Raw genomic sequence first — 13,661 nt, forward strand, 5'->3', positions numbered from 1 at the left:
CATATATTTTGGTTATAATATTAAATTAATAGCCAGGATTTTGAGTCAGGTTTGGATTTCTGTCTCGCTCAATTTGAGGAATTGGCAGAAGAAGATGCTTGTTGGAAGCATTGGATTTTCCAATAGAGTGTAAAAAGTTAAGCCCGTATTGCCCGTTATTTACACGTACAAGGTCAAACCATCTTTGCCCCTCAAAAGCTAATTCTATCCTTCTCTCATGAAGAACCTTATCACGGAAAGCTGTCTGAGAAAGTCCTGATACAGGAGATAATCCGGCTCTGGCTCTTACAAGGTTTAGCGGAACTGCTGCCTGAGCAGTTTGCCCCAATTCATTAAGTGCTTCAGCCTTCATCAACAAAACTTCTGAGTAACGCATCACCGGGAAGTTAAGCGGGCTGTTGTTATATGACGGGAATGCCGATAGCGGCACCAAGAATTTTCTTACGTTATAACCTGTCAACGAGTAAGATGCTTTGTAATCTTTACCATCATACTGTGGGCAACCTTCATAGAAGATACTTTTTTCTTTTCTGTTGTCGCCAGCCTCGTAGCTGTCTACAAACTCCTGAGTTGGCTGGTTCCAGCCGTAACCTCCGCCACCAACAAAGTTAGATCCCCGCGGCCCCATGAACGGGCTCGCCCATGATGCCTGATTCTGGTTACCCCAGAAATCATAATTACCATCTGATGCATACTGAACTTCAAATAAAGATTCTACAGAGTTCTCTGTATTCACATTGAAGTTATTAGAATAATCTGCATTAAGCGAATAACCCATCCCTTCCAGCTGTGTAGTTAGCTCAACCACTTTTTGCCAGTTACCCAATGTAAGATATACTTTTGCCAATTGCCCTATCGCAGCGCCTTTGCTTGCACGGCCTTTGTCTGCATCGCCATAAGTTTGTTTGATAGGTAATAATTGTATTGCTTTTTCCAAATCCGAAATAATCAGATTGTAAACATCAGCCTTTGGTGATCTTGCCGGATAAAGGTCTCCGTTAACATCCTGTGGCTCTGTAACAATAGGCACATCACCGAAAAACCTTACTAAAACAAAGTAATAGTGTGATCTAAGAAAATAAGCCTCTCCCAAACTTCTGTTTTTGACAGCATCATCAATATTAAGCGTTGGTGCTGTTTTGATCACAATATTGGAGGACAGAATACCTGGCCATGGCCCTCTCCAAAGATCCAAAACACCTTGATTGTCTGTACTGGTAACAAAATTGGAAAGCTGAGTAGTTTCTATACCGTCATCTCCGCCACCAGCACCTACAATACTGTTCCCTGCAAAAATATCGGTAGTCCACATTCTCATATTATAAAGCTTTGGCCACTGCAATGGCTGATAAGCTCCGTTTACCATCGTAATCAGCTCTTCTGCAGTTTTTGGATAGTTGCCTGTATTAATTGTATCAGGCTGCACTTTGTCCAAAAAGTCGTCACTACAATTGATCATTGTAAGTGTAAGAAGCGCGAATAATGTTATTTTTATCTTTTTCATGTGTAGATTATACTTTTTTAATGGTTATATGCCATCGCTTAATTTTCGTATCTATTGGAGTTCCAAAATTATAGCAATGTCATTGTTTTGTTAATTAGAATCCGATATTAAGTCCGAGAGAAACAATTCTTGTGATAGGATAAGTCCCGTTATCAATTCCGTTTACCGGTACTTCCGGATCAAAACCAGAATATTTTGTCCAAGTGATTAAGTTCTGTGCAGATAAGAAAACCTTCACCATATTTAGATTTTCTCCAAAAACACCTTTTGGAAGCGTGTAACTAAGGTTGATGTTTTTTACTTTGATGTAAGAACCATCTTCTACATAACGGTCGCTCACACGCGAGTTTTGGTTAGGATCACCAAAAACAGCCCTTGGCATCGTGTAACTTGTTCCCTCACCTGTCCAGCGGCCTAAAACAGCAGTGCTCTGGTTCTGGATTACAGACATTGCCTCTGTATACATTCTGTTGGCATTGAGAATATCATTACCATAACTGCCCTGAAGGAAAATAGTCAGGTCAAAATTTTTGTAGGTAAAGGTATTATTAAGGGAAAATGTGAATTTTGGGTTTGGATTCCCAATAATTGTACGGTCTTTGTCATTGATAACACCGTCGTTATTAAGATCTTTGAAACGGATATCCCCAGGAGACGTACTGGTAGTAGAGCTGGATCCAGGCATTTGTACCGCATGGGCATCAACTTCTGCCTGATTTTGGAAAATACCATCTGTCACATAACCATAAAACACATTTACAGGATAACCTGCCATAATCTGTGCAAAAGTACTGTTCAAACCTCCTGACGCCGTAATGATTGGCGTTTTGCTATTGATATCTACCGCATTATTCTTATTATAAGAAAATACAACATCTGTCGACCACTTAAAGTTTTCGCCTACAAAGTTCTTAGTAGATAAAGTAGCCTCAATACCTTTATTCTGAATTTTACCAGCATTAATAGACGGCGTATAAACATCCGAATAACCAGAGGTTACGGGTACAGACATTGGGACAAGCATATCGTTGGTATTTTTAATATAACCATCAACGATTAAGCTGATCCTGTTATTAAGTATATCCAAATCGAATCCAACATTATACTGCTCCTGGCCTTCCCATTTTACATACGGGTTAGGCAAAACCGTTGGCATCACAGCACTTACGTAGGTATTGTTAAAATTGTACTGATAAGTATTGTAAGAAGATGCAAATGCATAGTTTCCGATATTCTGGTTACCAGTAATACCGTAGCCTAATCTTAGCTTCAGGTTATTAATGGTTTTAGAGTCTTTAAGGAAATTTTCATTGGAAATCCTCCATGCCAATGCGGCGGAAGGGAACCAACCCCATTTATTACCTTCTCCAAATCTTGAAGAACCATCACGACGGATAGTAGCTGTCAAATAATACTTATCGGCATAATTATATGTGGCGCGCGCAAGATAAGACATCAATGCCCATTCTGACATGTTACCATGTTGTACTGGTTGCAAAATACCGTTATCAATCTGCTGAGTGTTATCGCTGGCAAATTTTGATACCGATGCATTAAGATAATTGTATTGATTGGTTTGCGCACTGGTACCCACTACCGCATTAATGTGGTGCTCTCCAAAATTCTTGTCATAGGTCAGCGTATTATCCCAAAGCATGGTTATACTGCGGTTGCTACCTTCATAGAGATAAGAGTTCTCCTGAGTTTTGATCCCCCATGCGTATTTTGGCGACCAGGTTCTGTCGTACCAAAGGTTGGCCTCGATACCGCCCAAAGATTTGAATTTGAGATCTTTGATCAGGTCAATTTCTGCGTAGATATTTCCCTGGATGTTATAGCCTTTAGTCGAATTATCTACAATGGTAGCTTTCCCAATTGGGTTATCAATATCACCGTACAGCATTGGATTACTACCAGGACCTGCAAAATTGCCATTAGCATCATATATTGCCCTTGTTGGCAGAGAAAGTATGGTATTCTTGATATCATAGCTTCCTTTGGTTTTTACATCATGTTGCAACTTAACACTGTTACCAATTTTTAGGAAAGGCTTGATCTTGGTATCACCGTTCAACTGTACAATATAACGGTCATAGTTGGTATTGAGCACAACACCCTTCTGGTTAAAATAACTGGCAGATACGTAAATATTGCTTTTCTCCGACCGGTCTCCGTAAGATAAAGAGTAGCTGGACATCATTGCCGGGCTAAAAAGAGCCTTGAGCCAATCGGTCCCGTTGCCTAAAGCTGCCGGGTTAGCAAATTCTGGGTTAGTTGCCTGCCCTCCATTGGCCAAAAGTTCATTATTTAACTGTGCATATTGCGATGCATTAAGAACTTTGGTCATGTTGGTTACGCTTTGTACCCCTGTAAACGTATCGAAATTAAGGATTCCTCCTTTCGCGCCCCGTTTTGTGGTGATCATGACTACGCCATTAGCTCCACGTGCACCATAGATGGCTGTAGAAGAAGCATCTTTCAGGATATTGATCGACTCCACATCGTTCATATTGATCTGGTTAAGTCCCCCATTAAGAGGCATACCGTCTACAACGATAAGCGGATCATTGTTCTGAATAGTTCCGGTTCCCCTGATCCTGAATGTCACATTACTCCCCGGTTCCCCGGAATTGATAACGCTAACTCCCGATGCACGGCCCTGGATGGCCTGCCCAATATCAGCAACAGGCTGGTTTCCTGCTTTTGTCAGGTTGATTACAGATACAGAACCTGTAAGATCCTTGGCTTTAGCTTTTCCGTAGCCTATGACAACAACCTCGTCAATCTTCTGTTCTTTCTGAAGAGTATCGGATTCTTGCGCATATAAATTTCCAGAAAAATAGAGAGCCGCCACAGCAACGGTACATCTCAGGTATTTTGATTTCATTTATAAAGGTTTTATATTTTACTTAATAATAATTTTTTGGCCAACAATCCTGTTATCAAGATTTACATTCAGCAGGTAGCTGCCTCTAGTCATATTAGATACATTGATTTCATATTTATTGGATCCAACTGTTTCTTTTTTGATGAGTTTTCCGCTCATATCATATAGTTCATAGCTTTTGATCTTAGCATCTTTAGCAGATAAAAAGACCGCTTTGTCTGCAGGATTAGGATAAATCATCAGATTTTGTTTTGTAATATCCGATACGGCGAGCTGATTATAAACATTGTATTGCAATGTCATATCATTGAAATCGATATTGTAATTCCCGGCAGTAGGAATGTTAAACGTGATATTAGCTCCTCCACCAGTCGTCTGTTGTGCAAAGCCATTGGTTCCTGTGGCATTTCCCCAGTCGTCGCCTGTCCAGTTATTGGTATTGACAAACTTCATTTCGTAATCGCCTACAGCCAATGCAATACCTGTTTTTTGCCATTTGTCACTCTGTAATGTCATCTGCTGTGGTGCCCAGTTACTGAATGATCCTGCGACAAACATAGCCTGCTGATGAGATGGTGTAAACTGAATGCTATACTGCAATGTAATATCGTTAAAATCTATGGTATAAGTGCCTGGCGTTGTAATGCTAAAGCTGATATTGCCGCCACCGCCTGTCGTCTGTTGTGCTGATCCGGACAATCCTGTTGCATTACCCCAATCTTCACCGGTAAAATTATTGGTGTTGGCAAACTTAAGTTCATAATTACCCGCTAAAAATATCTGGTTTTTAAGTTTCCAGGAATTATTTTCAAAAGTCATTGGCTTCATCCCCCAATTGTTGTAAGTACCACCAACAAACATCTGTGCGCTGTGGCCTCCTGTAACGTCAAAACTCTGTAACTGAGGAATAGCAGCGCAGTAGCCGTTACCGCCCCCTTGTTTTGCCTGAATAAAAACAGTACCATTAACACCGGTCAACTGGACCTGATTGTTAACAATCTTGGCTGGACCTGAAGTTACCTCGTAGCTTATTGCTTGAGCAGCAGAGGAAACAGCAGCTGGATCAAATGCCGGATCGTTATAATTTTTATTAGGAATAGCCGGGAAAGTTATGCTTTGTGAATTGCAGCTTTCTGACGAGTTTTTAATTAATTTTAGGATGACACATCCGTGTGGTGGCACTGTTACAGAGATATCGCTCATCTTCCCTAAGTTGGCATGTTGCCACAGATCGCGTACCATAACCTGTCCGGAGAGTCCCAGTTGATTTTGAAAATTAAGACTTCTTGTCTGGGCAGTCGTTTCTCTGTTAAAGAATCCGATAATCCAGTCTCCATTGGATAATTGTCCTCTCCAGGTTTGGCTTCCTACATTGGTCGGGTCGTTATTAAGAGGTTTCCCTACAAATTTTGCGGCATTAAGCTCCAGTAATTCTGAATTTTGGTAAAGCCAAAGATCATTACCAATGGTGTTGTATTGGTCTGCAACAGTTACCGGGCCACCAGCCAGGACATTAAGAGAAATTACGCTTCGTTTCTCTGTATCGTTTGCAAAAGTGTTGATTCTCAGGAAGTCGCCATCCAGCTGAACCTTGCTATTACCTGTAAGCCTTGACCAATACACAAACCCGTCAAAAGCGTTAGCGTACTGTGACCATGTCTCATAATGGTGGCCTCTGTCTTTATCACTGAATTTGTACCATGTGCCTTCTCCTGCATCTTCATTAATTCTGATGAGATGCCCATATTTTTGCTCAAGTTCTGCAGTATTAAAAAGATTTGGCATTACAAGGCTCAGATAAACACCATTGGCGTCACAAGCTTCCCGCATCCATCGCAAAGCTTTCTCATATTGGTCTTTCGTTCTTTGCGGACCTACAGTTCCTATATTACGGTCGTAACCGGACTCGAACCAAGAGAGGAAATCCACACGGAGATACCTAATCCCCATGTCGGCATAGTATTTTACATAACCTTTGACGTACGCTTCAGCCCCAGGCCTGTCTACCTGCACCCAGGTAAACCACTTGGCATTTTCTGTAGGATCTATAAGAGATGATACATTAATATTAGTCCCAACAATTTTTTTTGTAGTATCATTAGGATCAACATGAATCCACAATGGATTTTCATACATGCCCAGAGTCATTCCCTTCCCTTGCAGATAAGTTGACCACCAAGCGTAGTCATGTACCCAATGGGATGAGTGGCTTTTTCTGTAACCATTCTCATTTATTTGGCTAGTGTCACCCCAACCATCCATACACACCATATTATAACCATATGACTTAAGGTTTTGGTCCAGCCAATTAATATTGTTTGTAAGAGCCTCTTCGGTCAGATAATTGTCCTGAACACCGGCCATCTCCTTAACAATATGATATTCGTAAGGGTTCCAATATAATGGTGCTTTATAAGGATTTGTTTGTGCCTTATATAGATTACCGCCAAGGATAAGCATCCCGATAAGGCAGTAAGTTAGATATTGTATAATTTTTTTCATAAAGAAATAATTAGCGTTTGGATCGTATTAACATAACATTAATGAAATGTTAATTGTGTGTTGCTAATATATTTCTGTTAAGGTCGATTTTGCTACCGCATTGATCCTTTGTAAGGTTTAGGTAAACGATTTCACAAGGAATAAAAACTTAATTAATTGATTTACAAATTTTTAGTATTTGTAAAGATCTGTCTTAAAGTAAACGCTATGCATCAGAAATGGTCCCGATTTGCATGATTTTCTTCTCAAAATCATCATTTTCAATCACAGATTTTGCTTTCACCCTGCTCCTGTAGTTATATATAGTACGGACAGAATATCTTAAAAAATCAGAAATCTGATTAGAATCTGTTATGCCTAATCTGATCAATGCAAAGATCCTTAACTCTGTATTAAGCGTTCCGTTTTTGATCAAATACTGTTCATCGGGCTTTATCAATTTATTAATTTCGTCCACAAAATTTGGATATAGTCTTAAAAATGCGCTGTCGAAATTTTGGTATAATTCGTTAAGATCCATCTCATCGCTTTTCTTATTATTAACCATATCTGTCAGCTTATCTACCTGCCCGAGAGACAATCGTCGTGAGATCAATTTTTTGTAACGCTCAAATTTTTCCAGATAGATGGAACACTGGTTGATAAAAAATGCAACGTATTCTTCTTTCACAGTATTGGCCTCATCCAGCTTCACATTAACCAGTTTGAGATCGTGATTAACTTTCTTCAGCTCATTACGGGACCTTGCGATCATTTTCAGCTGTTTATAAATAAAGTAAACTGTAATTCCCAATCCTACCATTAACAGGCTAATAATAATGACGGACAACCTGAGTTTCCGATTCTGATTATTAATGGTAAGAAGATAAGTTTCCTCTATAATTGGCTGAACTTTGCTGATCTGTATACTTCTGAACCTGGCATTATAAAAGTTAGCGTCTTCCAGTGCGGACTGAATATATAGGTAAGCGCGCTCATTATCGCCTTTTTTATAAAGAATACCAGCTAAATCCTGCATAGATCGGTTTTCTTTGGTAGAAGATTCGATGTCCGAAATGGCGGAGTAGATCAAACACTGCTCCTGAGAATCTACATTGCCCAACTTGGCCTCTATCACCGCTTTACAAAAGCTGCCGATAGCATGCAGCCTGGTACCTTTCTTAGTGGTTTTCAGAAATTTATCAATATTAAAATTGGCTTGTTCCCATTCATTACTAATTCTGTTTTTATGGCTGAGAAAGAGGTAATAGAACGGATCTGTCGGGGCTAATGATTTATATGCAGAATTATAATAGTCCGCCAGTTTGTGCTTGTAGTTTCTGCCGTACATATTGTTATCCCCGCTATAATCTACAAGGTTAGAGTACAGACATTCGTACGCCGAATTGTAGGCAAATCGGAGTTTGGGAGGTAAACTCTTAGGATCTATATTATCGAGAATTTCCTTAGATTCTGTAAAAAGGCCAGTGGTAGAAAGGAGTACAGACCTTTGCAACAATGTCTGGTAGAGCCAGTAGTTATTATGATTTTTGATGGCAAGCGCCTTATTTTTATCAGAATAGATGTAAGCAGAATCGCACTGGTATCCAAGATATTCCTCTACAATCTGGTTGTTGATTTCATACGTCATACTGTCGTTGGACAAATGCTGGTGCAAATCATTCTTAAGAATAAATATTTTTCTTTTTTTTATATTTTCGTACCTTTTCTTAGCATTGATTTTCTGATCAAGTTTTTTTAGAAGTGCTTCATTTTCATTGTTTTCCGCACTGTTTTTTTTACAATTAAAACAAACTATCAGAATCAAAAAGGAAAAGTAAAACCCAAACGGCTTATGCATACTTGTGAATAATTTTGACCAAGATATGATTTTTTCGGATGATTAAAAAAATGCGCCGTTTACATCACCAGAATAAGCATAATAATTAAGACAAAGCATTTTGTAATCAGATTATAAATTTTATATTCACGGTTTCAAAAAATAAATTATGAGTGTCCATATCAGCGCTAAAAAAGGAGAAATTGCAAAAACAGTTTTGATGCCAGGCGACCCGCTAAGAGCCCAATATATTGCCGACAATTACCTAACCGATGTCACCATGGTTAGCAAAACCAGAAATATCTATTATTTCACCGGGAAATTCAAAGGGAAAGAAATATCCGTTGGCGCCAGCGGCATGGGCTTCCCAAGTATCGGGATCTATTCTTATGAGCTGTTCACAGAGTATGATGTGGATACCATTATAAGAATTGGTACTTGCGGAGCTTACACCACAGATCTTCAGCTTTTTGATATCCTGAATGTAGATAAAGCAGCCAGCGAAAGTACTTATGCCAAATTTGCTTGGGGAATAGAAGATGAAGCGATCGCCAATCAGGGTAATGCTTTTGATAAAATTAATGAAACAGCAAAAGAATTAAACCTGGCCACAAAAGCTGTGAATATACACTCCAGCGACATTTTTTACAGAAAAGACCCGGCTGTCCCAGCCATTGCTCAAAAGTACAATTGCCCTGCGGTGGAGATGGAGGCGTTTGCATTGTTCGCTAATGCACAATATCTGGGCAAAAATGCAGCGACTATATTAACTGTCTCGGACATTATCCCAACAAGAGAATTTATCTCTGCCGACCAACGCGAGCAGGCTCTCAGAACCATGATGGAGCTGTCCCTGGAAACTGCTTTAAAATTCTAGCCAATCTTCTATCAAAATAAAAAAAATGCTTCTGAAAAAATCAGAAGCATTTTTTATAGGTTTAGGATTGAGAAATTATTTCTTAATCACTTTTACCGTATTGCTTTCTGTCTCAGATTTCACTTTCAGGATATAAGTCCCGTTAGCGAGCTGGCTCATATCAAGCGAAGCCTTGTTGAATCCGTTATTCAGGTTAAAATTTTTGATCAATTGCCCTGCAGCATTATAGACCTCCACATTTTTCAGATTATCATTGCTTTTATTCTGTATTGTAACAAATCCTGAAGTAGGATTTGGGAAAATAGTGATGCTGTTCTTTTTCTGACTGTCTTCTACTGCCAAAGTGCTGCAATTATAAACATAAACCTCGTCCAGATACCAGCCCTCTATACCATTACAGCCATCGGTACCAAGCTCAAAACGGAATTTGATATTAGATCCGGAAGTTACACCTAATTTTGACAAATCCACGACACTTTGTCCCCAGCTGCCACCTAACGATCCCCCGTCAGTTCCTGTAAAAGCGGCTTGCCCCTTCAGCGGATTATCACTGCTGGATGTGCCGTCCAACGCACTGTTATAAGGATTCTGAGAGAAGGCTGTTGCCGGTACCAAAGTCCATGCGCCACCATTCAAACTGTATTTGATATTGCCACCGTCCCATGTTAATTCTGTTGCTACATAATGATTGAAGGCCATCTCATATTTTCCGGAGGTAAAGGCCGGAAAAGTAATCAGCGGGCTCTCAAGTCGCAGGATACCATTCTGGAGATCGGTTATACAATCTCCGTTAATTGGATCAACTGCAAAAATGGCTTTTCCGGTGCGTGATTTTGGCAAGTTAGTTTTTACCGACCAGTCCCTGGCCTCCCATGTTGACGCTTTGGTTGGGATGTTAGAGACCGTCCAGTTCCCAAGGCCATTCTCCCAATCTTCTTTGAAAAGAGGATTGGAGGTAGCACCTGCACAAAGATCAGGCGTCGCTTTGAGCAATGGTACATAATTACATTGTGTTGCAGGCGAAGTTCTCAATTGGGTTGCAAGAATACCATTTTGTATATTTGTGAGATCTTCAGGGGAAAAAGACTGTCCGCTGAGCCCAGCTGGTGTAGCTGTAGTTGACAGACCCTGTAAATTAATCCCAATTAAATCATTGGCCGATGCTTCTAATGCGTCTGCAAAATTAGCAAAATCACTGGTTGCTGTTAAATATGTTGTTTGTGCCTTCCACCACAGGTGTGCCGCTTTTACAAAACCAATACCTGTTATGGTATACCCGTTATATGTACCGCCATCTACGAGCAATGCATACAGGTGATTGGTCACCCCGGAATTGGTATGTACACCACCACTGTCTAAAGTGCCACAATAATAAGTGGCTGCATCCAACACTTTCCCCGGATCGCCATTACAGTTAGGGTACCACATATCACGTATGGCTCCGCCAAAAGCTGTAGCATCTTCTCCCATCTTCCATCTTAATGAACCTGAGCAGGCTGTTGTTGTCCTTACATTAAGATTCTCCCCTTCGTCCTGATAATTGTTAAGAAGGTCAACTGTCTCTCCCCAAACATCAGAGTAAGACTCATTAAGCGCGCCCGGCTGGTATTGGTAAATTAACCCACTTGTGTATTCTGTATAAGCATGGCCCCATTCATGAGCAATCACATCATCTGCCGCTACGCCGGTGCAGTAGTTGGCCGTTACACCATTCCAGTTGGCATTGGGGCAATTGATGTTGGGATTGTTGTTGATGGTTGTCATCGTGTGATCTGCATTATCATACGAGACATAACCAAAAGCATTTTTAAAGAAATTATAAACCTGTTCGGCAGTCACAACTTCGTTCTGCTGCCACTGATCTAATGTCCCGGGCAAAGCATCACCTTCTTTCCACTTCAGATTACTGCTTGTAACACTTTTTTCATATAACTTCCTGTCTATTGGATGAATACCTGTAAACTGATCTACCAATTCCCCAGTATGGGCATTGATAAAAAGATATTCTCTTACATCATTTTTATTGGTCACTTCTACCTCATAAGCCAGATAAGGCGTTGCGACACCTCCCTGCGCAAGATTTTTTGGAAATATCCACAGATGTGACTTTGCAACTTCTAATGGTGTATTAGAAACATTCAGGTTTTGCTTATTCACAAGACCTATGGCAATGTTTCCGGCTTCTGAAGCAGAAATATCCGGCGTTGTATTGACTTTGATTTTTGAAATCGTATTGCCATTCACAGAAGTCAACTCTTCTTGTTTATTAAAGTGAAATTTCAAAACACCGTCATAAACCGGGACACCTTGGTATTGTTGCCTGTAGATCACATTTTTCAGGCCATAATTATCAGTTTTCTCCTCTGTAAAAACAAGATCATAAGCCGTATTAAGGCTGAATGCTTTATAATAATCCGTTAAAAATTCTGTAGATTTACCCTTAGCAGTAGAAGACTTCAGACGGACAGGGTTTGCAAAAAATATAAAGTTAGGGTTTGATGTACTGTTACTGATTGTAACCTGGGCGCTGGTTTCTTTTTTAAGCTTTGCCAATTCCTTAGACTCCTGCGAGAAACCGCATATATAAGCTAGGGCCAAGGCAACAGATAGAGTTTTCTTCATTTTTTTAATTAAATTACTCACAAATATTGCTAATATTTAAAGCAAAATAACCAATAAAACTGAAAGATTATTATTAAAAACTCAAGCCAGAGATATTCATTTGTAACTGTGCTTTGGTATCTATCACGACAGTAATATATTTTTCTGACAACAAGAACTGAGTAGGCCTAAGGTCTATAACATTTCCCTTTAGGCGGACTCCTTTCACATATTCTTTATTAAAATTTTCATTCAGGCTCTTTTTGGACGAATTTTCTATGTCCAAAAGTGGAATGCCATAATCCTTTTCAATCATTTTCCGAATCTTGCCTTCGAATAAGACAGTCAATGCTTTTTGGAAAAAGTTTTTTGTTTTGAGATTAAAATCGGTTTTGCTCAATACAATCCTATGGTTAACACTGTCGTATGCCATTTTGCCTTTTATAAAAGCTTTCCCTTTTACCTTACCTTCCGTGGTTGCTTCTATTACAACATCATCTTTCTCCGGGTAAACCAAAATATCCGTGATTTTTACCTTATCATTATTCAGATCAAATTCTTTACCCTGAAACTGATTTTTTGCCAATCTTGTAGCTTCATCAAAACTAATATTGGCGGTCGTTTGCAGGTTAAAAACACTCGGCAGGTTGTTCATCAGCTGAAAATTAGGAACCGTACTGATATTTTGTCCCGCCAAAGGCATTTGCCCGACAAAGGTTTCAGAATACAAATCGATACCTACCGTCGTTTTGATTTTATCCGCAAAAACCTGAAGTGGTGCCATATAGGTACCCTGAGGACTGACTTTGAGCCATGTATTATACTCTTCTGAAATATTAATTGGCTGAGCAAACTGATTCCAGACTGTCACAAGGTAAGGTTGCAGGTTAAATTTTGATTTGATTTGATTATCTATGACAGAAGTAAAATCAGACTGTTGTTTTCTGAGAACAGATTCGATAAAGGGCGCAATAGGAATTTTGATTTTACCATAATCCAATACCGGTTTTTGAGTCCAAACAAAGCCTGCAGCTGTAGTTTGAGTATTAAGTTTCCAATCCGGCGTTGCAGAAATACTGGTAATAAAATTCATAATCAGGTTAAACTGCGTATCCTGATACACATAATAGCCCAGGGTTCCGTAGCCTTTCTCTGCCCAGATTTTCAAAGGTACAGAGATCATCAAACGATTGTTCGTCAAAGCTTTTATAGTGATCTTATCTTGTTTTTCTACCTTGACTTTGAACTGGTCATTGTCATTATCTGTGTAGGATTGGTCTTCGTAAAGAATGCCTTTTACGTTCTGATTGATGAGATTATTAATTTCCGAAATGGGAAGCGAGATCGGAAGTGTAATATTAGATTTAATTTTGGGCAATGTAAAAACAGGGTTATCTACCTGAGCAAAAAATACAATACTTATAAATAAAAATAACAGGCTGACTCTCAACTTAAATTTCATAAAAAAATG

General features: G+C 39.5%; 7 protein-coding genes. 1 reads left to right on the forward strand and 6 read right to left on the reverse strand.

The genetic code is table 11. The features are described from left to right. Positions 1–25: 25 nt before the first annotated feature. From B0B05_RS04415 to B0B05_RS04430, 4 genes are all read right to left on the reverse strand, one after another. The gene (locus tag B0B05_RS04415; RefSeq protein ID WP_076782277.1) at positions 26–1,504 is read right to left on the reverse strand and encodes a RagB/SusD family nutrient uptake outer membrane protein; all 1,479 of its coding nucleotides are present in this window, start codon (positions 1,502–1,504) and stop codon (positions 26–28) included. Positions 1,505–1,598: 94 nt separating this feature from the next. Then, a complete protein-coding gene (locus B0B05_RS04420) occupies positions 1,599–4,391 on the reverse strand; it encodes a SusC/RagA family TonB-linked outer membrane protein (RefSeq protein ID WP_084173881.1) in 2,793 nt (930 codons plus the stop codon). Between the two features lie 18 nt (positions 4,392–4,409). Further along, the gene (locus tag B0B05_RS04425; RefSeq protein ID WP_143745943.1) at positions 4,410–6,893 is read right to left on the reverse strand and encodes a T9SS type A sorting domain-containing protein; all 2,484 of its coding nucleotides are present in this window, start codon (positions 6,891–6,893) and stop codon (positions 4,410–4,412) included. Between the two features lie 205 nt (positions 6,894–7,098). Further along, positions 7,099–8,733, reverse strand: coding sequence for a DUF6377 domain-containing protein (locus tag B0B05_RS04430; RefSeq protein ID WP_076782279.1), 1,635 nt, complete (start codon positions 8,731–8,733; stop codon positions 7,099–7,101). A 148-nt stretch (positions 8,734–8,881) separates the two neighbouring features. Here B0B05_RS04430 and deoD point away from each other — a divergent pair, with 148 nt between their 5' ends. After that, positions 8,882–9,589, forward strand: coding sequence for a purine-nucleoside phosphorylase (gene deoD / locus B0B05_RS04435; protein WP_076782280.1), 708 nt, complete (start codon positions 8,882–8,884; stop codon positions 9,587–9,589). Between the two features lie 75 nt (positions 9,590–9,664). On the opposite strand, the gene B0B05_RS04440 is transcribed toward deoD, so the two are convergent. Together B0B05_RS04440 and B0B05_RS04445 are read right to left on the reverse strand one after the other, a co-directional pair. Beyond that, positions 9,665–12,211: a M4 family metallopeptidase gene (locus tag B0B05_RS04440; RefSeq protein WP_076782281.1), complete on the reverse strand. Its 2,547-nt coding sequence runs from the start codon at positions 12,209–12,211 to the stop codon at positions 9,665–9,667. A gap of 73 nt (positions 12,212–12,284) precedes the next feature. Further along, on the reverse strand, positions 12,285–13,652 hold the full coding sequence (locus tag B0B05_RS04445) for a DUF4403 family protein (protein WP_245799210.1): 1,368 nt from the start codon (positions 13,650–13,652) through the stop codon (positions 12,285–12,287). Between the last annotated feature and the right edge of the window lie 9 nt (positions 13,653–13,661).

The sequence above is a fragment of the Epilithonimonas bovis DSM 19482 genome (assembly GCF_900108115.1).
GTDB classification, from domain to species: domain Bacteria; phylum Bacteroidota; class Bacteroidia; order Flavobacteriales; family Weeksellaceae; genus Epilithonimonas; species Epilithonimonas bovis.

Coding starts and splice junctions, on each gene's coding strand:
- B0B05_RS04415 (WP_076782277.1), bottom strand. CDS start 1,504: ATGAAAAAGATAAAAATAACATTATTCGCGCTTCTTACACTTACAATG.
- B0B05_RS04420 (WP_084173881.1), bottom strand. CDS start 4,391: ATGAAATCAAAATACCTGAGATGTACCGTTGCTGTGGCGGCTCTCTAT.
- B0B05_RS04425 (WP_143745943.1), bottom strand. CDS start 6,893: ATGAAAAAAATTATACAATATCTAACTTACTGCCTTATCGGGATGCTT.
- B0B05_RS04430 (WP_076782279.1), bottom strand. CDS start 8,733: ATGCATAAGCCGTTTGGGTTTTACTTTTCCTTTTTGATTCTGATAGTT.
- deoD (WP_076782280.1), top strand. CDS start 8,882: ATGAGTGTCCATATCAGCGCTAAAAAAGGAGAAATTGCAAAAACAGTT.
- B0B05_RS04440 (WP_076782281.1), bottom strand. CDS start 12,211: ATGAAGAAAACTCTATCTGTTGCCTTGGCCCTAGCTTATATATGCGGT.
- B0B05_RS04445 (WP_245799210.1), bottom strand. CDS start 13,652: ATGAAATTTAAGTTGAGAGTCAGCCTGTTATTTTTATTTATAAGTATT.